Source organism: Nocardioides sp. GXQ0305, from assembly GCF_050880345.1.
GTDB lineage: Bacteria > Actinomycetota > Actinomycetes > Propionibacteriales > Nocardioidaceae > Nocardioides.
This window is the reverse complement of sequence record NZ_JBNYXG010000002.1, coordinates 315717-335263: the sequence shown is the minus strand read 5'-3', so window position 1 is coordinate 335263 and position 19547 is coordinate 315717. Positions and strand designations below refer to the sequence as shown.

Here is a 19547-nt window from a genome sequence, read left to right as displayed (position 1 = left end):
GATGGCGGCCACGACGGCGCAGGTGGGGACCACGGGACTGCTCGGGCACGCGGAGCTGCACGCGGTCCCGGAGGAGCAGGTGCGGCTCGCGGTCGTGCTCAACGGCGGCGTCTCGCTCGCCGTCTGGATGGGCGGCGTCGTCCTCGAGCTGGACCGGCTCACCAAGGCGGATCCGGCGGCGGGCACGCCGTACTCGGTGCTCAAGCGCCTCACCGGCTGCGCGGCCCGCGTCGACGTGATCACGGGGACCTCGGCGGGCGGCATCAACGGCGCCGCCCTCGCGCTGACCCAGGTCAACCGGCACGCGTCGCCGTCGGCCCTGCGCGACCTGTGGATCGAGCAGGGGCGGTTCGAGAACCTGCTCCGCCAGCCGTTCCGCGGCCAGCCCCGGTCGCTGCTCCAGGGCGACGAGTACTTCCTGCCGGCGCTCAACGCCGCGCTCGGGCGGCTGGCCCGGGGAACCGGCCACGTCGGCCCGGACGAGGCACCCGTCGACCTGACCATCACCACCACCGTGATCGGCGGCAACCAGGCGGTGTCGGTCGACTCCATGGGCCAGCCGCTGCCGCAGCGGCTGCACGCCGGCCGGTTCCGGTTCCGGCGCCGCGCCGGCATGGTCGAGGACCCCTTCGCCGAGGACCGGCTGGCCCGCACGGCCGACCGGCTGGCGCTCGCCTCCCGCAGCTCCGCCAGCTTCCCGTTCGCCTTCGAGCCGTCGTACGTGCCGGTCTTCCACCCCGACTACCGCGACCGGCCCGGCGTGCCGCTCACTCCGGAGCAGAAGCTGCGACCGGACATGGGCGACCACGTGGAGTTCTGGGGCAACCCCGGGATGACCACCAACCGCTCCCGCTACTGCGCCGACGGCGGGGCGCTCTCCAACACCCCCACCCGGGAGGCGCTCCAGGCGATCGAGGAGATGCCTGCCGCCGGACCGGTACGCCGCGTCGTGCTGCTGGTCTTCCCCCACGCGCCGGCCGAGGAGCAGGACCCGCCCGACGAGCGCGACGAGCCGTTCGAGCTCACCCAGTCGCTCACCGGGCTGCTCGGCGCCCTCACCGCCCAGGGCAGCCGCTCCTACGTCGAGGAGCTGGAGCGCCACAACCTGACGGTGTCGGGACGGCGCGGCACCCGCAACGAGCTGCTCCAGCAGCTGCTCGAACCCACGGGCGGCGGCCCCGCCGGGCCCGACGCGCTCACTGCGCTCACCGGGTCGGTCTACGGCCAGTACCGAAGGCTGCGCCAGCGTCGCATCGGCCGCAACCTGGCGGCCTGGCGCACGGGCATGACGCCCGACGGGCTGATGGGGGCCACCCTGCCCGACAAGTGGAGCTACGAGCGGGTGCGGTCGGCGGCGGTGCGGGCCCAGCACATGTGGGAGAGCGACGCCGACGGCTCCCCGGCCGACGTGCTGCCCTACGTGCCGGCCTCCGCCCCGACCGTCGACCACTTCCGGATCACCGTCGGTCAGTGGGACTGGGGCATCGACGCCGCGCTCGGGGTGGCGGAGGGGGCCGCCGACCTGCTCCGCCGACTCGTCTGGATCCTGCCCAAGGGCGAGGACTTCGAGGCCGTCAACGCCGCCCGGCTGAAGGTGTTCGGGCTCGCCCAGCAGATCCGCGAGGCCCGCCACCTGACCGACGACGCGTGGGAGACCGACCCGACGCTGCTCGAGCTGCCCCCGACCCGGGCGTACTGGACCCTGCGGCTGGCGTTCTACGCCTACCTGATGACGGGCGCGATCTCCGAGGACGCCGTCGCCGAACGGGTCGAGAAGCTCGACGAGGCCACGGCCGAGGTCGCCCGGGCGGTGGCCGCGGCGCTCCAGGACCACGGTCGGCTGCGGGCGCCGGCCTCCGCGGGGGCGGAGGTGCGGCGGCTGGTCGAGGAGACGGTCGACGTCCTGCTGACCTGCGTGCGGTCGCTCGAGAGGCATGCCGGGACCGCCGTCGGGAAGGACGCCGGCCTCCCGGGCTGGCACGCGCTCCTCCACGGGACCGACCGGCTGACGGCGCTGACCCGGCTGATGCAGCTCGAGGTGGTCAGCACCGCCCTCGGCGACGAGGTCGTCACCGGTGCCTCGATCCCGGTCGAGCTGGTGCAGGTCTCCGCCGAGACGCAGAACCCGTTCGCGACGATCACGACCCACGGCCGGGAGAAGCTCGGGGGAGACGCGATCAACCGGTTCGGCGGCTTCCTGAAGCGCTCGTGGCGGGTCAACGACTGGATCTGGGGCCGCGCCGACGGCGCCACGATGCTGGCCCGCACGCTGCTCGACCCCAAACGGGTACGCCGCGCCGCCCTGGTGTCCGGCTACATCGTCCGCCACGAACCGACCGGGAAGGGGGACGCGGCCCGTGTCAAGGAGATCCACCAGGAGCAGGCGAGGCGCTGCGCCGACCGCACCCTGGCCGACGTCCTGGCGGCGCTGGGGTTCGACGCGGAGGCGTTCCCCGCCGACGCGAGGGCGGCGGGCCGCGAGCTGAGCACGGCGTTCGACCTCACCGTCGCCGACGCCGACCTGCCGTCGGCGATGCCGTCGCTCGCGAACATCTTCGCGTGGGCGCTCCACCTCGACTCGCTCCCGAGCGAGCTGCCGGCCCTGGCCGCGGCCATCGTCGGCGACCGGGTCGACGGGGCCAACCCCCGGTCCCGGAGCGAGCAGTTCGTGGCCCAGCACGACGAGCTGCTGCGACGTCTGGGCGACCCCCACCACGCTGCGGACGAGGAGGACAGCCGACGGGCCCTCGCCGCCTTCGACGGCGCCGGGATCGGCTCGGAGCCGCTGCACGAGGAGGCCGGCAGTGACCTGCTGATCCGGACCGTCACCTCCGCGGCCGCCGTCGTCACGACCGTGGCCGACTCGTCGGGCTCCGGCCTGGGAGCGCTCAAGCCGGTCACCCGGACGCTGCGCGGCGGCATGCTGCTGCCCTACTGGGGGATCACCGGACTGGCCCGTGGCGGCATCGCCCGTGCCCTGGCGTTGCTGGCCTTCGCGCTCGGCGGCACCGCGCTCGCGTTGGCCCTGCTCGGCGTCCTCCCCGAGGGCCTGCAGCCGGTCGCGGCCGCGGTCGGAGCGGGTGCCGTGCTCGGCGCCTTCGCGTACGGCGCACTGCGCACCGGGTCGCTGCTGCACGGCGTGGTGCTGCTGGCCCCGGTGGTGCCGCTGGTCATCTACGCGCTGGCCCAGCGACCAGACGACGCCGGCGGTGTGTCGACGTTCCTGGTGGTGCTGGCGGTGGTGCTCGGCCTGATGCTCCTGGGCAGCATCCCGATGGCGGCGGGCAGCGTCTGGGTGGCGCTGGACCGGCTCGCCGACCGGCAGGGCTTCGTGCGCCCCATCCCGCCCGCGGACGGCTCCCGGCGGACCCGGCCCCGCTCGTTCGGTCGGACCGTCGCCCGTCGGGTGCTCGCGCTGGTGTGGGTCGGGCTGACCGCGCTTGCCTGGCTGGCCGGGCTCGCGGTTCTTGTCGGGGCGGTGTGGTGGCTGTCCCGCACCGACCTGCTCGGCTGGGTCGAGGCCCACCTGTGGGTCTGGCCGCTGGTGCTGGTCGCCGTACTGGTCTGCGGCTGGGCCTCCGACCGCACCGGGCGGTGGATGCAGGTACTGGGGGCGACAGGAGAGAGTGACCCGCCCTACCGCTTCGCGCCCGTGGCGGACGCCCGCGCGCTCTCGGCTGGTTGGGCCGTGGTCTACGCGGTCGGGTTCGCGCTGATCGCGTTCGTGGTGAGCCTGCCCGTCTGGGGGGAGGTCCCGGGGCCCGGGCGCCGGACGGCGTTCGCGGCCTGCCTGGCCTACGCCGTGCTCCTGCTGGGCCTCTCGCTGGTCCTGCCGTGGGTGGCGGTGGGGGCCGCGGTGCGCCGGGAGTGCCAGCGCCCGCTGCCGCCGCTGCAGGAGGGACCACCTGACGTGGCAGCCCGGCACCGCGAGTATGCGCTGGACCTGGTGCACCGCGGGGTCGCCCACCGTCGCTTCGTCGGGCTCACGGCCGAGGACGCGCTCCGGCTCACGGAGAAGGGCCAGGCGCTGGACCGCGCTGTCCACCACGCACGGGCCGCGGCCGACCTGGAGCGGCGGTGGAACGCGCCGCGAACCCTGTCCGAGGAGGACGTGGCGCGGCTGGCGGCGCTGCTGCCGTCCTGGGAGACCGCCCTCGGCGGCAACCTCGGCCCGCAGCTGCGGGCGCGCGTGGCAAAGGTCCGCGCCGCCCTCGACGGCGACGCCGACCGCGGCCGGGTGCGGTTCCTCGTCGACCGGCTGCTGGTCGCCCTCCGCTAGCGTGCGTGGCGCCGGATTGAGGGGCACGCCCTAGGGTGATCCGCATGGGAGGACCGCTCGAGCCGACACCGCAGCCGGGGGACCCGTCACGGCTGCGGATCTCCGACGCCGACCGGCACAAGGTCGCCGAGCTGCTCCGCGACGCCGCGGCCGAGGGTCGGCTGGACCTGGAGGAGCTCGACGAGCGGCTCGAGGCGGCGTACGCCGCGAAGACCTACGCCGACCTGGTCCCCATCACCATCGACCTCCCCGCCCACGGCGAGCAGCCGTCGACGGCGCCGGCGCCGCGCCGCGAGACGCTGCCGGCCACCACGACGTACGACTCGTCGCTGGCGATCATGGGCGGCTGCACCCGCAAGGGCCCGTGGCTGGTCCCGCCCCGGCACCAGGCGTTCGCCCTCATGGGCGGGGTCGACCTCGACCTGCGGGAGGCGACGTTCGCCGAGCGCGAGACGGTCATCTACGCGAACGCCGTGATGGCGGGCGTCGACATCACCGTCGACGCAGCGACCCACGTGATCATCGAGGGCGTCGGGATCATGGGGGCCTTCGAGCAGGGCCGCGACAAGGTGGCGGCGGAGCTGACCGCGGACTCCCCGGTCGTCCGGGTCAAGGGCGTGGCGCTGATGGCCGGCGTCACCGTCACCCGCAAGGGCCCGCCCCGCCAGAAGAAGCGGAAGATCCTGCCCGGCCACTGACCGGCCGCTGCGGTGCGGCACGGCCAAGACCTGTGGTCGACCCGGTCCACCGGCTGGACCCGGTCCACCTCACGTCGAGCCTTCGGCACCTCCTGCCCCAAGCAGGGACGGCGCGGCCGCCGATGGATCGGCGGAAAGTACGAGTGGAACCGATGCCATCGGCCAGGCGAACTCCGGCCTCCGGGCCGATGTGCGCGCCGCCGGGCCCAGCGATCGTGGACCTAGCGATCCTCACCACGACAACGGAGCCCAGGATGACCACACGTCGACCCACCGCCACACTCCAAGACCGGCCCATCCCGGTGGAGGCCAAGCTCGCCGCGGCGTGGACAGGCGTCATGTTCCTGTACGCCTACGTGGACATCATCGCCTTCTTCAAGCCCGGCGTCGTCGACGGCATCCTCGCCGGCAAGGTCTGGGAGTTCGACGTCAGCCAGACGCTGTTGACCACCTTCCTCGCGCTCATGGCGATCCCGATCTTCATGGTCGTGCTGTCGACGACGCTGCCCGCCCGGGCGAACCGCATCACGAACCTCGTCGTGGCTTCGGTACAGATCCCCTACGCGGCGTTCAACGTGGTGGGCGAGTCCTGGACGTACTTCTACGGCCTGGGCGTCGTCCTGGAAGTGATCCTTCTCGCCCTCATCCTGCGGTTCGCCTGGACCTGGCCCCGCACCGCACCGTCGGCGACCGTGGCGACCGGACCCGGCCGTGGAGCAGCTCGCGCCCCGCAGCAAGCGTGAGCCGAGACGGCATCGAGGACACGAAGTGGGGGAGTCCAGCTCGACCCCGGGCAGCAGGTGCGGGCAGTCATCCGTCGGCAGCACCCGGATCATCCCCGCCCTCAGCCAGGCACCCGACCTCATCGCCGGAGCTCGGCCACCTCGTCCAGCCGCGCGAGCTTGCGGGGGTTGCGGATGGCGTACATCTGCGTGATCCGGCCGTCCTCGATGACGAACGAAACGGCGGTGTCGTTGTCGCCCCCCGGGTCGATGCGGGCCGCGATGCCGCCGTTGAGGTCGACGACGAAGGCCCGGGCGCCCGGCGCCATGTCGGCGAAGCGGGCCATCACCGGGGCCAGCTTCGCCGCCCCGCGGACCGGCTTCGGGATCGTCGGGGCCAGGCCGCCGCCGTCGCCGACGACGAGCACGTCGGGGGCGAGCACCTCGAGCAGCCCGGGGACGTCGCCGGTGGTCAGCGCGGCGAGGAACCGCTCGACCACCCGCTCCTGCTCGGCACGGCTGACCGACATCCGGGGCCGCCGTGCCGCCACGTGCTTGCGGGCTCGGGTCGCGATCTGTCGCACCGCCGCCGGCGACTTGTCCAGCGCCTCGGCGATCTCGCCGTAGGGCACGTCGAAGACCTCTCGCAGCACGAAGACCGCGCGCTCGATCGGCAGCAGCGTCTCGAGCACCGCCAGCATCGCGATCGACACGCTCTCCGCGAGCTCGACGTCCTCCGCGACGTCCGGGCTGGTGAGCAGGGGCTCGGGCAGCCACTCGCCGACGTAGTCCTCGCGCTGTCGCGCAAGTGTGCGGAACCGGTTGAGGCAGAGCCTGGTCACGATCCGCACCAGGTAGGCCCGTGGGTCCCGGACCTCGCTGCGGTCGGTGTCGGCCAGGGCGGCCCACCGCAGCCAGGTCTCCTGCACCACGTCCTCGGCGTCGGCGACCGAGCCGAGCATCTCGTAGGCGACGGTGAACAGCAGGCTGCGGTGGACGCCGAAGGGGTCCTCGCTCACGACGCGGACGCTACCCCGGGCCGCCCGGCCAGGGGCTTGAGCCCGCACGCGGCAGCGAAGCCGTCGGACTCGATGCCGAGGGCGACGTTGCCACGGGTGGTCATGTTCGCGAACGCGATGACCGAGGTGAGCTCGATGAGTGCGGCTGGCCCCAGCGCGGCGTGCAGGCGGTCCACCAGGTCGTCGGTCACCGTCGGCGGCGTCTGGCTCGCCGCCTCGGCGTACTCCAGGACGTCCCGCTCCAGCGGCGTGAAGGCTGACGACTCACGCCAGCGCGGGACCTCGCGCGCCTTCTCCAGGTCCAGCCCCTTGTTGCGTGCCTCGAAGTAGTTGAAGTCCAGGCACCACGTGCAGCCGACCAACGACGCGACCGCCATGTGCGCCAGCGACTTCAGGCCCTCGTCGCAGGCATCCCACTTCTGCACCTTGCCGCCGAGCCCCGAGCTGGCGAACAGGACACGGGGGTTGTGCCAGTAGACGCCCACCGCCGTGGGCACCTGGCCCAGCTTCCTCTGGATCATCCGCTTGATCAACGCGCCCTTGAAACCGGTGATCTCCGCGGGGGGAATGCGGGTGGTGTGCTCCATCTGTCCTCCTGTGTCACGTGGCCGTGTCGACCTGTCCGGTGTCGTCACCGCATGGAGACACCGGCCGGTCCGTGGCTGTGACACCCGGCAGCGCGCTGGGACGTGACGGGACGCACCGAGTGACGGTCACGCCACCCCCCACTGGTAAGATCAGACTTACCAGTTCGAAGGAGCCACCGACATGACGATCGACCAGACGCTGGCTGCGCTGGCAGATCCCACGCGACGTGGGATCGTGCAGCGTCTGGCACACGGACGAGCCTCGGCCGGTCAGCTGGCGGCGCTGTCGCAGTTCAGCCGCCCTGCGACCTCGCAGCACCTGCGGGTGCTGCGGGACGCCGGGGTCGTGCGCCGTACGAGCGGCAGCCGCCAGAGTCCCTACGAGCTGGACCCCGCCACGCTCATCGTCCTGGAGTCGTGGTTGTCCGGCCTCGTGGACACCTGGCGGACCTCACCCCTCCCCGGCCACGTCGAGAAGACCAGAGGAGCTGTGCCATGAACCGACCTGTCACCTACACCGAGATCCACAGCCCCGACCTCGGGGCGACCCGTGCGTTCATGGCCACGGTCTTCGGCTGGGAACCCGAGCCATTCGCCACCAGCGACTACCTGGTCGCCGATGGAGGCACGACCGGCGTCGACACCGGACTCCTCACCTCGCTGGACGGGCAGCCTCGGTCGATCGTCGTGATCCGGGTACCAGACCTGGGGGAAGCAGCCGCCTCCGTGGCCGCGGCCGGTGGCCAGGTCGTCGTCGAGCCGTTCGAGATCGCCGGAGTGGGACGCGGCTGCTATGTGGTGGACCCCGTCGGCGTCCTGATCGGACTGCATCAGTACGACGCAGACGCGGGGCTCACCGAGTGAGAGCCCCTTCTTCGGAAGGGTGGTTCGCGAGTGGGGGGTGCGCTGCGCTGGGGTGCAGGCCGGCTGGGCACGATCAGCGAGCCGATCGGTCACTGCGTGCGTGCGGTTCGCGCCACAGCGCAGTGGCGAGCACGACGATCCAGAGCACCGGCCGACGTCCGCGCGCGGAAGACCACACTCCGATGCCGAAGGCCGTGGTGAGCGCGATGTAGAGCCAGCTGAAGGAGACGAGCACCTCGTGGCCAGGCGAGCCGACCGCGAACAGCTCGCTCACCATCTGCTCGCTCCGGCGATATCCGTTCCACTGGAAGGCCGCCACGAAGTCGGTGGCGACGACGTAGAGGACGGAAGGATGCCGCGCCGGCAGCGAGCAGCCCGTGCCGCAGGGTCTCCGGCGGTGCGCCCGCGAACCGGTCTCGAAGCCTGGCGCGAACTGCGCCATGCGTGCAGGACATCGCTGCCCTCCGAACCCTCAGGGATCACGCCTCGATGGCGCCCCGGTCCACAGACCGCGGACCTCGGGAGCGCCGTGTGCCCTAGATCAATGCTGAGCCCGACCACCGGCTCCTCTCCAGGGCCGAACGTCATCGGATGGCTGGGTCGGATGCCGGATCGGTGGGAGTCCTCGGCCCCGTCAGGCCGTGCGGGCCTTCGGGGTCAGAATGGCGAGCGCGGCCTGACGACCGCGCGGACGGACAGACCTCCGTTGCCCGCCGGTGGCGGATCGGCTCGCGGAGCGACCCGATGCAGGATGGTGACCGGGCCGCGTTGCTGCTTCTCGGGCAAACGTGGCTGTCTCCTGTCAGGGGTTCTGTCTTGGCGGGCCGGGAGCGGTGGTTGACCCGGGCAGCTCTCCGTCGAGCAGGGCGTCGCCGAGGGCGGTGCGCCTGTAGAGGACGCCGTGTCCGCTGCGCTGACTGGTGACGAGGCCCGCTCGCCGGAGCACTCCGAGGTGGTAGGAAATCGTGGCCGGGGCGTGGCCGTCCTCCGCGGCGAGGGCCGCAGTCGTGTGGGGGATCCCGACGTGTCTCAGGATGTTGAGCCGCGTAGCGCCGAGGAGCTCGCGGAGTTGTGCTCCGTGGGCGTGGAGTGGTGTGGGGTTCCACAGGGCGGCAGTGCCACGGGCGGCGTACATCACCAGCGGGCTGTGAGGCCGGTCGATTCGGAACAGGATCGGCTCGACGTGCGCGGCGCAGGGGACGAACACGAGCCCGTCGCCGGCCCAGTCGACGGTGACCTCGAAGCGCGAGGGGTACGAGACGCGTTCACCGTCCCACCGCAGATCTGAACCGAACGTGTCGAGCATGGCGGCGATCCCCTGGCTGGTTGTGACCTCCGACCGGTACGCGATGTCGGTCTCGAGGACCGCGGCGATCGCGGGCCAGTCCTCGGCGAGCGCCGCGTCGAAGAACCTGCCCATCGCCGCAGCAGCCTCGACGGCCACTACCCCCTCGCCGGCATCGAGCAGTTCCTGCACGTGGGGAGGTGGCCGTCGCCGCCACCGACGGTACGTCGCCTCGCCGCCCATGGCGTCGGCGAAGCCTTGGTGCACGGGGCGGCCGTCGAACAGATGGTCCAACTGGCTCGCCACCTCGTCGACCGGCGTTGCGGCGACGGCAGCAACCACCCCGTCGCGGGTCTCACGCGGTTGACCTGGTTGGGGGGTGAGGAAGTCCGGGACGTACGGGTGATCAGCGGGCACCAGGGCGTGCAACAGCTCCATCGTCGCCGCGTCGAGCCGCGCGTGCGCACGGCCGTACCAGTGCCGGGCGTGCCGCAACCCCGAACTCTGCCGGCCGCGGAGCGTCGCGACGATGTCGAAAGCCGGTGAGGTTGCGAAGCGCGACCGAGCCAAAGCCCCAGCATCGGTCTCGATGCGGATGGCCATCGGCGAATTCCCTTCGTCGCGAGCAGGCGACGGCGGCCGCTTCGACACCGCCGCCGACATGCTCCTCCGCGGCCCACACTGCCACGAGGGGGATTCGAAATGCATCGAATGCATTGCAGCAACGATCGACGAGGCGGAAAAGTGCACTCATGACGCGAATCGTTGCCGCCGCCTTCGTGTCCCTCCCCGGCTCGGTATCCGGCCCGATTCCGGGCCCCTGACAACGGCTCCGATGAGGGTGGCGGGGTCCTCCGCCCCCGCCACGACGATTCTTCCGCAGCCGCCACCGAGTGAGCGAAAGACCGCCGCGTAGAGAAGGGAGCCACCAGCATGGAACTGAAAGTCAACATCCAGGTCTCCGTCGACGGCGTCTACCAGTCCAACGGTGGACGCCACCCCGACTTCGACCCGGGCATGGAACGCGGCGGTTGGGCCAGGCCCCTCTTCGAAGACGAGTCACTGACCTACCTCGGCGACTACTACCAGCGAGCCGACGCGTTCCTGTTCGGCCGCCGCACCTACGACATGTTCGCCTGGTCCTGGGGCACCGGCACCTGGGGATCCGACCGGGGCGACAACCCGATCTCGACCGCCCTCAACACCCGACCGAAGTACGTGGCGTCCTCCACCCTCACCGACCCGACGTGGGCGCACACGACCGTCATCTCCGGCGACCTCACCAGCGCGGTCCGCGAACTCAAAACCCAGCCAGGAGACGAGCTGCAAGTGCACGGCAGCGGCAAGCTGAGCCACTGGCTGCTCGCCAACGGCCTCGTCGACGAGCTCACCCTTCTCGTCGCGCCAGTGATCGTCGGGCAGGGTGACCGACTCTTCCCCGACAGCGGACCGGATCTGGCGCTCGACCTAGTCGAGACACGGGCCTTCCCGAAGGGCATCATCCTGCAGACCTACCGGCCAGGTGGACGCCCCCAGTACGCATCCGACCCCACCAAGTGACCGTTCCAGGGAGACCATCGTGACCGCCACCTACACCTGGGACGTCTTCTCCAGCCTCGACGGCTACGGCGCCAACACCGGCGACTGGGGCGGCTACTGGGGCAAGCAAGGCCCCGAGCTCCTCGAGCATCGCCTCGCGTTGTACGACCAGGACCTGCGGATGGTCTTCGGGGCGACCACCTACCGGGCACACGCCCAGATGCTCGCCGCCGGCGACCAGATCGAGTCGCTCGACCCGTGGGTCACCCGCATGCGCGACATCCCCGCCACCGTCGTGTCGAACACGCTGCACGAGCCGCTGGACTGGCCCGACGCGACCGTGAAGGGCGGCGACCCCGCCGACATCGTCGCCCGGCTCAAGGAAGGGTCCGACGTGCCGCTGCGCTCGCACGGCAGCCTGTCGCTCAATCGGGCGCTGATGGCCGCCGGCCTGGTCGACCGCCTCCAGGTGACGATCTTCCCCGCCATCACCGGCACCTCGGGAGTCGACCCCATCTTCGCGGGCGGCGAAGACTACGACCTCGAGCTGCTCGAGACCCTGACCCTCGACAGCCACACCCAGGAACTCACCTACCGACCCACCCGCCACTGACCACCGAAGAAGCGCCGGCGCCGCCCCTCGTCGTGGACTCAGGCAAGGTCGATCGAGTTCAGGCGCCTGGAGTGGAGAGGGCTCAGTCCTCGGGGCGTGACACAGCCAGGACGACACAAGTCCGCAAGCGGAATCACACGTGGCGACCAGTCCGCCCCTGACGCGGACCGCAGCAGCGGCGTGGACCCCTGTCCCGTATCGGCCGTCCGGGTCGGCCTCCCGGGACCGGGTGCCGTACCGGCGCGACGTGCGAATGTGAGCGCGAGGACCGTCCCGAGGGGTGGGGGGTCCGCCCGGGAGGGTCGACCGTGGCCCGGGGACGGGTCCCCGGGCCACGCTGTCATCAGAGGTGACGGACTACGGCGTCGTCCCCTCGCTGCTGCTGGCCTGGTCCTGCTCGCGGCCGACCTCCTCGGCCGCCTGCATGGCGTTGGCGGCCGGCAGCGTGCCGGCGCGGCCGGCGTCGAGGGTGAGGTTCTCGCCGCTGGCGGGGTCGAACAGGTGGATCTTGTCGGTGTTGACCCAGATCTCCGCCTCGTCGCCCTCGTCGATCCGGCTGGACCCGTCGAGGCTGACGACGAGCTGGGTGCGCATCGCCTCCCCGTCGAGGTCCTTCTCGAGCTGGGTGAGCTGGGCCTGGACCTCAGGCGGCGCCTCGAACGGGATGTAGGCGTAGGCCTCGTTGCCGAGCCACTCCACGACGTCGACCTTGGCGCGGAAGGTGTGGCCCTCGCGGCCGGAGCTGACCACGGAGGCGTCCTCGAAGTGCTCGGGCCGGATCCCGGCGATCAGGAGTCCCTTGCCGGCCGCCTTCTCGGCCTTCGCGGCCGGGATGTCCACCGTGCCGAAGGGCAGCTTCACCGAGGTCCCCTCGACCGTCGCCGGCAGGAAGTTCATCGGCGGCGAGCCGATGAAGCCGGCGACGAACAGGTTGCCCGGCTGCTCGTAGAGCTCCCGTGGCGTCGCGAGCTGCTGCAGCACGCCCCGCTTCAGCACTGCTACCCGGTCACCGAGGGTCATCGCCTCGGTCTGGTCGTGGGTGACGTAGATGGTGGTGATGCCGAGCCGCTTCTGGAGCCGGGAGATCTCGGTCCGCATCTGGCCGCGCAGCTTGGCGTCGAGGTTCGACAGCGGCTCGTCGAAGAGGAACGCGTCGGCGTCCCGGACGATGGCCCGGCCCATCGCGACCCGCTGCCGCTGCCCGCCCGACAGGTTGCCGGGCTTGCGCTCGAGGTGCTCGTCGAGCTCCAGGGTCGCCGAGGCCTTGCGCACCTTCTCGTCGACCTCGCTGTCGGGTGCCCCCGCCAGCCGCAGCGGGAACGCGATGTTCTCGTAGACGGTCAGGTGCGGGTAGAGCGCGTAGTTCTGGAACACCATCGCCAGGTTGCGGTCGCGTGGCGCGAGGTCGTTGACCTTCTTGTCACCGATCATCATGTCGCCGGAGGTGATGTCCTCGAGCCCGACGACCATGCGGAGCAACGTGGACTTCCCGCAGCCGGAGGGACCGACGAGGATCATGAACTCGCCGTCCTGCACGTCGATGCTGACGTCGTTGACGGCGGGGAACCCGTCGCCGTACTGCTTGACGATGTTCTTCATGTCGATGGCAGCCATGAGTTACCCCTTCACTGCGCCGGACGTCAGGCCGGCGACGATTCTGCGCTGGAACAGCAGGACGATGATGATGATCGGGATGGTCACCACCACCGAGGCGGTGGCGAGCAGCCCGTAGGGCGGGTTGAACGGGTCGGGCCCGACGAAGTAGGACAGCTGGGCCGGTACGGTGCGCGAGCTGGTGGTCGACGTCAGCGAGATCGCGAGCACGAACTCGTTCCAGGCGAAGAAGAACGTCAGGATCGCCGCGGTGAACACCCCGGGCGCCGCCAACGGCACGATCACCTTCCGGAACGCCTGCCACGACGTCGCTCCGTCGACCTGGGCCGCCTGCTCCATCTCCCACGGGATCTCGCGGAAGAACGCCGACAGGGTCCAGATCGCCAGCGGCAGCGTGAACGTCATGTACGGGATGATCAGGCCCGGCCAGGTGTTGAACAGACCGATGGTCCGCCACATGTCGAACAGCGGGCCGACCAGCGACACCACCGGGAACATCGCGATCGCGAGGGCCATGGTCAGGACCACGCGCTTCCCCCGGAACTCCAGGCGCGCGATGGCGTACGCGGCGAGGGTCGCGAACACCACGGCCAGGAAGGTGGCGATGAGCGAGATGCCGAACGAGTTGCGCAGCGCGTCGAGGAAGTCGGCACTGACCCCCTCCTGGCCCGGCGTGACCGAGCCGATGCCGAGGATGTCCCGGTAGTTCTGCAGGGTCGCGTCGCTCGGCAGGAACGTGGGACTTCCTGCCGCCGTCTCCTCTGGGGACTTGAAGGACAGCGAGATGATCCACACGACCGGCAGCAGGCACCAGACCAGGATCAGCACGAAGCCGATCCAGGTGCCGACGTTCGTCTTGTTGTTCATCAGCCCTCACCCCTCGCGGCCGCCAGGTCGACGCCGAACAGTTTCACGATCAGCCAGGCCAGCAGCAGCACGCTCAGGAAGAGCAGTACGGAGAGGGCCGAACCCAGTCCGAGCTGCACCTGCTCGATGCTCTGGCGGTAAGTGAGGAACGACACCGACTCGGTCTCCTGGGCTCCCCTGGTCATCACGAAGATGTTGTCGAAGATCCGGTACGCGTCCAGGGCCCGGAACAGCACCGCGACCATGATCGCGGCCTTCATGTTGGGGAGGATCACCTTCCACAGGCGCTGCCACCAGGTGGCCCCGTCGACCTGTGCGGCCTCGAGCATGTCCTCGGAGACCTGGGAGAGGCCCGCGAGCAGGAGCAGCGCCATGAAGGGCGTGGTCTTCCAGATCTCGGAGATCATGATCGCGAACATCGCCGGCCAGTGGTCGCCGAACCAGTTGAAGTTCTCCTCGACGAACGGCAGCCAGCCGTTGACGAAGCCGTTGTTGAGGCTGAACGCGAACTGCCAGGCGAACGCCGAGACGACGGTGATGATGCCGTACGGGATCAGGATCGAGGTGCGGATCGCACCGCGCGCGAAGACGATCCGGTGCATCACCATGGCGAACGCGAAGCCGATCACCAGCTCGACGGCCACCGTCACCACCATGATCAGCACGGTGTTCCACGTGTCCTGCCAGAACAGCGGGTCGGTGAGCACGGTGCCGTAGTTGGAGAACCAGATGAACTCGCGGTCGTCCGGCACCGTGAGCCGGTAGCGGAACAGCGACAGGTAGAGCGCCTGGAGCATGGGGTAGGCGGTGATCAGCAGCATCAGGATCACTGCGGGGGCGACCAGCCGAAGGCCCAGCCGGTTCTCGGCCTTGGCGCGGTCGCTGTCGATCGCCTTGGCCCGCCGCGTGGTCGAGTCCTTCGGGGGTGCTTGCGTCGCGGTCACAGCAGTCTCCTTCCCTGGAGCACGTCCTCGATGAACTGCTTCGACTGCTCCGGTGTCTGGTCATCGACGCCGGACGGGGGGTGCCACGTGCTCTGGATGCCTCCGGAGATGTCGCTCCAGTACGGCGTCAGGGTGCGCGGCGCCGCGTCCTCGAGGCTCTCCTGGAAGAGTGCGAGCAGGTCGGCCGGGAACAGCTCCTGCACCTTCGGCTGGTCGTAGCCGGCCTCGCTGGACGGCATGTTGCCGGTGAGCTCGGCGTTGAGTGCCTGGTTCTCCGGGCTGGTCAGGCACGGGAGCGCACTCACGGCGAGGTCCTTGTTGTCGGAGAACTCGTTCACCCCGATGCCGATGCCGCCGTACGGCGGTCGCGACTCCTCGCCCTCGACCGTCTGCGGGTAGCGGGCCCAGCCGAGGTCGTCGACGAGCTCCTCGTCGTAGCCGGCCCCGTTGAGGATGAAGGTCCAGTTGACCATGAACGCCCCGGCGTCACTGGCGAACGTGGCTGCCGCCGTGCCCTCGTTGGAGACCGACAGGTCGGGGGGTGCGGCTGCAGAGGAGGACAGCTCCTCGATCACGACGGCGGCGTCCTGGCCGGGCCCGGAGGCAATGTCGATCTGCGCGTCCGCACCCGCCTCCGTGTTCGAGGCGATCTCACCCCCTGCGCCGGCGATCAGCGCGTTGATCCACACCGTGTAGCCCTCGTACTTGTTGGCCTGCACGGCGACCGTGCCGCCGTTCTGGTCGGCCGCCTGGATGATCTGCTCCCAGGTGACCGGCTGGCTCATGTCGACACCGGCCTTCTCGACGAACGACTTGCGGTACCAGAGGACCTGGGTGTTCGACCAGAACGGCGCCACCACGATCTGGTCGTTCCAGGTGGCGGCCTCGGCCGCACTCTCGAACGCCTGCTCGCGGAACGCGTCCTGCATGTCCTGCGGGATCTCGGCGAGGTAGCCGGCGTCCGCGAACTCCGCCGTGAAGGGCGGGTCGATGCTCATGATGTCGATCTCGGGGTCCCCGGCCGCGAGGCGCCGGGCCAGCTGGATCCGCTGCTGGTTGGCGTCCTGGGGCAGCACCTGGGTCGTGATCGTGTAGTCGTCGGTCGAGCAGGCTTCCGCGACGGCGGCCTGGCCGCCGGCGTCGGGGTTGATGTACCAGGTGAGCTCCGGTGGACCGCCGTCGTCACCCGAGCAGGCCACGAGCCCGAGCATGCAGGTCACGCCCAGTCCCGCCGCCCCGACGCGTCTCCGAGCCGTGCTTGCGCGCGTCTTCCGAACCGAGGGCCGCCGCATCCGCTCGCTCCTCTCGTCGTGTGTGGTGGGTCACAGTCAACTCACGTGGGGAAGGTCTTGGCAACCTTCCCCGTCCGCGAGTCAGGCACCCGGCGTTCGGCGGGCTCGGTACCGCTAACGTGACCGCCGTCACTTCACGACGGATCGTCCGGCACGTACCTGCCGGTGAAGGGAAGAACCACACATGGCAACAGTGACCTTCGAGAAGGCCCAGCGCTGGTATCCCGGGACGGATGCCCCCGCAGTGCCCGGCATCGACCTCGAGATCAACGACGGCGAGTTCATGGTGCTCGTCGGACCCTCGGGCTGCGGGAAGTCCACCACGCTTCGGATGCTCGCCGGGCTGGAGGAGGTGAACGAGGGCAGGATCCTGATCGGCGACCGGGACATCACCCACATGCCGCCCAAGGACCGCGACATCGCGATGGTGTTCCAGAACTACGCGCTCTACCCGCACATGTCCGTGGCCGACAACATGGCGTTCGCGCTCAAGATGGCCAAGGTGCCCGAGGCGCAGCGCAAGGAGCGGGTCGCCGAGGCCGCGCGGCTCCTGGGCCTCGAGGACTACCTCGAGCGCAAGCCCAAGGCGCTCTCCGGTGGCCAGCGGCAGCGGGTCGCGATGGGCCGCGCGATCGTGCGCAACCCGCAGGTGTTCTGCATGGACGAGCCGCTGTCCAACCTGGACGCCAAGATGCGGGTCCAGACCCGCACCGACATCGCGAAGCTCCAGTCCGACCTGGGCGTGACCACGGTCTACGTCACCCACGACCAGGTCGAGGCGATGACGATGGGCGACCGGGTCGCCGTCATGAAGGACGGCCTGCTGCAGCAGGTCGACACGCCGCTGCGGCTCTACGACAAGCCGCAGAACCTGTTCGTCGCCGGCTTCATCGGCAGTCCGCAGATGAACCTGATCAGCGGCCGGGCCAAGGACGGCCAGGCCCAGATCGGCGACTACCTGGTGCCGGTCGACCCAGCGGCCTCGCAGCAGATCGGTGCCCAGCACGAGCAGATCACGGTCGGCGTACGACCCGAGGCGTGGCGCGTGGTCTCCGACGGTGAGGGCGGCCTCCCGGTCCGGGTCACCGTGGTCGAGGAGCTCGGGGCCGACAGCTACGTCTACGGCACCTGCGACGTCGAGGGGACGCCGGGCAACGTGATCATCAGGGTCAGCGGCCGCAACCACCCGCAGAAGGGCGAGACGCTCTACGTCACGACCGACCCGCAGGACGTCCACGTCTTCGACACCGAGACCGGCGAACGGCTGTCCGACTGACCGTCGAGTTGGGCTTCGCTCGGGCTCGAGTTGGGCCTGGCTCGGGCCTCTGCCCGAGCCAGGCCCAACTCAACGCCGAGGCGAGCCCAACTCAACGGTGGTCGTGGGTGCGGGTGATCGAGCGCTCGACGGCGTCGGTGAAGGTCGGGTAGAGCTCGCGCGGCAGGTCGTGCCCCATGCCGTCGACCAGCAGCAGGTCGGCGCCGGGGATGGCGCGGGCCGTCGCCCGGCCGCCGGACACGTGCACCATCCGGTCGGAGGTGCCGTGGACCACGGTGGCCGGGATCCGCAGCCCGCGCAGTCGCGGCGCCCGGTTGGGCTCGGCGACGATCGCCAGCATCTGGCGCAGCACCCCGCTCGCCGAGAAGCCACGGTCGAAGGTCTCGCGCGCCCGCGTGAGCGCCTCCTCGCGCGGCACCGGGAAGGCCGGCGACCCGATGAGCACCGACATCTTGGCCGAGGTGGCGGCGTACGCCTCGCGGCCCCGGCCCCGAGGGGCGACCAGCATCGGCAGCAGCCGCGGGTGCTGCCAGCCCACCGACCGCTTCCCGGTCGTGGACATGATGCTGGTGAGGCTGCGGACCCGGTCGGGGTGGGCGATCGCCATCACCTGGGCGATCATCCCGCCCATCGACACCCCCACGACGTGGGCGGACTCCAGCCCCAGGTGGTCGAGCAGGCCGCACGCGTCGTCGGCCATGTCCGTCAAGGTGTACGGCGGCGTGACCGACTGCCCGGCGAAGGCCCGGACCAGGGCACCACGGGTGGCCCGGTGGCCGGTCAGCTTGGTCGAGCGGCCGGTGTCCCGGTTGTCGAAGCGGATGACGTAGCGCCCCCGTGCGGCGATCATCCGGCACAGCTCGGGGTCCCACCACGTCATGGGACCGCCGAGGCCCATCACGAGCAGCACCGGCTCGTCGTCGGGGTCGCCGTAGGTCTGGTAGCACAGCTCGACACCGCGGCCGACCGGGGCGAAGAGCTCCTCGGAGGCCACCACGTCGTGCTCATGGTCGGTGTGCGGGGCCATGTCCTGACCGTACCGCCCGTACGGAAGTGACCCGGGGTCTGTGAAATGCCTCCGACCTCGCCGCCCGGCCCCTACCCTCGACAGATGGCTCGCACGCTCGGCGGCTTCCTGCACCCGGACGGCTTCGACCGTCCGGGGGTGGCGGCCGTGCTCCGGGAGGGGAGCGTCGTCAGCGAGACCGGGCGGCACCTGGTGTGGCTCGCCGGCGAGCGGCGGCGTCGGCGGGACCTCCCCGACCGGGCCGGGTCGCCGCAGCGCGGCGAGCCGGTCGTGCTGGTGCCCGGCTTCCTGGCCGGCGACGCCAGCCTCTCGCTCCTGGCCCGGTCGCTGCGCCGCCGCGGCCACCGCACCTACCGCTCGCTGATCCGCGCCAACGTCGGCTGCACCCGGACCGCGGCCGCGGAGCTCGAGGCGCGGCTGGAGGCGATCGCGCAGCGCCGCGGGTCGCGCGTCCAGGTGGTCGGGCACAGCCTGGGCGGCATGCTGGCGCGCGGGCTCGCCGTACGGCGTCCCGACCTGGTCTCCGGCATCGTCACCCTGGGCAGCCCGATGCTGGCCCCGGCCGCCCACCACGTGTCGCTCACCTGCAGCGTCGACGTGCTGGTCCGGCTGAGCCGGGCGGGAGTGCGGGGACTGATGGCCGCGGAGTGCGTGGCGGGCGACTGCGCACGCGAGAGCTTCGAGGAGAGCCGGCTCCCGGTGCCCGACGGCGTCGGGTTCACGGCGGTCTACTCCAGGCGCGACGGCATCGTCGACTGGCGGGCGTGCGTCGACCCGCTCGCCGAGCCGGTCGAGGTCCGTGCCTCCCACGTGGGCATGGCGATCGACCCGCGGGTCATCGAGCAGGTGGCCGCGGCGCTGGCCCGCCACCGGGTCCGTGATTTCGAGACGTCTCGCTCACGCCTCGCCGGCTCGGCCTGA

At 70.9% G+C, this 19547-nt stretch carries 18 protein-coding genes; 9 read left to right on the top strand and 9 right to left on the bottom strand.

Going from position 1 to position 19547, the window contains the following annotated elements:
- The first annotated feature begins 1 nt into the window (after position 1).
- The 3 genes from ACQ1X7_RS06465 (at position 2) to ACQ1X7_RS06455 (ending at position 5720) form a co-directional block, all read left to right on the top strand.
- The gene (locus tag ACQ1X7_RS06465) at positions 2 to 4279 is read left to right on the top strand and encodes a patatin-like protein (RefSeq protein ID WP_432477347.1); all 4278 of its coding nucleotides are present in this window, start codon (positions 2 to 4) and stop codon (positions 4277 to 4279) included.
- A 44-nt stretch (positions 4280 to 4323) separates the two neighbouring features.
- The gene (locus ACQ1X7_RS06460) at positions 4324 to 4977 is read left to right on the top strand and encodes a DUF1707 SHOCT-like domain-containing protein (protein ID WP_432477346.1); all 654 of its coding nucleotides are present in this window, start codon (positions 4324 to 4326) and stop codon (positions 4975 to 4977) included.
- 254 nt (positions 4978 to 5231) lie between these two features.
- Positions 5232 to 5720, top strand: a complete 489-nt coding sequence (locus ACQ1X7_RS06455) for a DUF6326 family protein (protein WP_432477345.1) — start codon at positions 5232 to 5234, stop codon at positions 5718 to 5720.
- 119 nt (positions 5721 to 5839) lie between these two features.
- Here the strand turns inward: ACQ1X7_RS06455 and ACQ1X7_RS06450 are convergent, their stop codons facing one another.
- Both ACQ1X7_RS06450 and ACQ1X7_RS06445 read right to left on the bottom strand, forming a co-directional pair.
- Entirely contained in the window at positions 5840 to 6718 is an 879-nt protein-coding gene (locus ACQ1X7_RS06450; protein ID WP_432477344.1) for an RNA polymerase sigma-70 factor, read from the bottom strand.
- Positions 6715 to 7305, bottom strand: coding sequence for a carboxymuconolactone decarboxylase family protein (locus tag ACQ1X7_RS06445; protein WP_432477343.1), 591 nt, complete (start codon positions 7303 to 7305; stop codon positions 6715 to 6717). Before ACQ1X7_RS06445 ends, ACQ1X7_RS06450 begins: the two co-directional genes overlap by 4 nt.
- A gap of 181 nt (positions 7306 to 7486) precedes the next feature.
- Between ACQ1X7_RS06445 and ACQ1X7_RS06440 the strand changes: the two genes are divergently transcribed.
- The gene (locus ACQ1X7_RS06440; protein ID WP_432477342.1) at positions 7487 to 7804 is read left to right on the top strand and encodes an ArsR/SmtB family transcription factor; all 318 of its coding nucleotides are present in this window, start codon (positions 7487 to 7489) and stop codon (positions 7802 to 7804) included.
- Complete coding sequence (locus tag ACQ1X7_RS06435) at positions 7801 to 8169, top strand: VOC family protein (RefSeq protein WP_432477341.1); 369 nt, start codon at positions 7801 to 7803, stop codon at positions 8167 to 8169. Before ACQ1X7_RS06440 ends, ACQ1X7_RS06435 begins: the two co-directional genes overlap by 4 nt.
- Positions 8170 to 8242: 73 nt before the next feature.
- Here the strand turns inward: ACQ1X7_RS06435 and ACQ1X7_RS06430 are convergent, their stop codons facing one another.
- Positions 8243 to 8611: a DUF998 domain-containing protein gene (locus ACQ1X7_RS06430; protein WP_432477340.1), complete on the bottom strand. Its 369-nt coding sequence runs from the start codon at positions 8609 to 8611 to the stop codon at positions 8243 to 8245.
- 360 nt (positions 8612 to 8971) lie between these two features.
- The gene (locus ACQ1X7_RS06425; protein ID WP_432477339.1) at positions 8972 to 10057 is read right to left on the bottom strand and encodes an ArsR/SmtB family transcription factor; all 1086 of its coding nucleotides are present in this window, start codon (positions 10055 to 10057) and stop codon (positions 8972 to 8974) included.
- A gap of 330 nt (positions 10058 to 10387) precedes the next feature.
- Between ACQ1X7_RS06425 and ACQ1X7_RS06420 the strand changes: the two genes are divergently transcribed.
- Complete coding sequence (locus ACQ1X7_RS06420) at positions 10388 to 11014, top strand: dihydrofolate reductase family protein (protein ID WP_432477338.1); 627 nt, start codon at positions 10388 to 10390, stop codon at positions 11012 to 11014.
- A 19-nt stretch (positions 11015 to 11033) separates the two neighbouring features.
- Entirely contained in the window at positions 11034 to 11606 is a 573-nt protein-coding gene (locus tag ACQ1X7_RS06415) for a dihydrofolate reductase family protein (protein ID WP_432477337.1), read from the top strand.
- Positions 11607 to 11963: 357 nt separating this feature from the next.
- Here ACQ1X7_RS06415 and ACQ1X7_RS06410 read toward each other — a convergent pair whose 3' ends face one another.
- Genes ACQ1X7_RS06410 through ACQ1X7_RS06395 form a run of 4 tightly spaced genes read right to left on the bottom strand, consistent with a single transcriptional unit; the run spans position 11964 to position 16242 of the window.
- On the bottom strand, positions 11964 to 13220 hold the full coding sequence (locus ACQ1X7_RS06410; RefSeq protein ID WP_432477336.1) for an ABC transporter ATP-binding protein: 1257 nt from the start codon (positions 13218 to 13220) through the stop codon (positions 11964 to 11966).
- Between the two features lie 3 nt (positions 13221 to 13223).
- Positions 13224 to 14087: a carbohydrate ABC transporter permease gene (locus ACQ1X7_RS06405; protein ID WP_432477335.1), complete on the bottom strand. Its 864-nt coding sequence runs from the start codon at positions 14085 to 14087 to the stop codon at positions 13224 to 13226.
- Positions 14087 to 15031, bottom strand: coding sequence for a carbohydrate ABC transporter permease (locus tag ACQ1X7_RS06400; RefSeq protein WP_432477334.1), 945 nt, complete (start codon positions 15029 to 15031; stop codon positions 14087 to 14089). The genes ACQ1X7_RS06405 and ACQ1X7_RS06400 overlap by 1 nt, the downstream gene beginning before the upstream one ends.
- Positions 15028 to 16242, bottom strand: coding sequence for an extracellular solute-binding protein (locus ACQ1X7_RS06395; RefSeq protein WP_432477749.1), 1215 nt, complete (start codon positions 16240 to 16242; stop codon positions 15028 to 15030). The genes ACQ1X7_RS06400 and ACQ1X7_RS06395 overlap by 4 nt, the downstream gene beginning before the upstream one ends.
- Before the next feature lie 265 nt (positions 16243 to 16507).
- Between ACQ1X7_RS06395 and ACQ1X7_RS06390 the strand changes: the two genes are divergently transcribed.
- Positions 16508 to 17599: an ABC transporter ATP-binding protein gene (locus ACQ1X7_RS06390; RefSeq protein WP_432477333.1), complete on the top strand. Its 1092-nt coding sequence runs from the start codon at positions 16508 to 16510 to the stop codon at positions 17597 to 17599.
- Positions 17600 to 17690: 91 nt separating this feature from the next.
- On the opposite strand, the gene ACQ1X7_RS06385 is transcribed toward ACQ1X7_RS06390, so the two are convergent.
- Positions 17691 to 18626 carry an alpha/beta fold hydrolase gene (locus ACQ1X7_RS06385; RefSeq protein WP_432477332.1) on the bottom strand — a complete coding sequence of 312 codons (936 nt, stop codon included), beginning with the start codon at positions 18624 to 18626 and terminating at the stop codon, positions 17691 to 17693.
- Between the two features lie 84 nt (positions 18627 to 18710).
- Here ACQ1X7_RS06385 and ACQ1X7_RS06380 point away from each other — a divergent pair, with 84 nt between their 5' ends.
- Positions 18711 to 19547 carry a lipase family alpha/beta hydrolase gene (locus ACQ1X7_RS06380; RefSeq protein WP_432477331.1) on the top strand — a complete coding sequence of 279 codons (837 nt, stop codon included), beginning with the start codon at positions 18711 to 18713 and terminating at the stop codon, positions 19545 to 19547.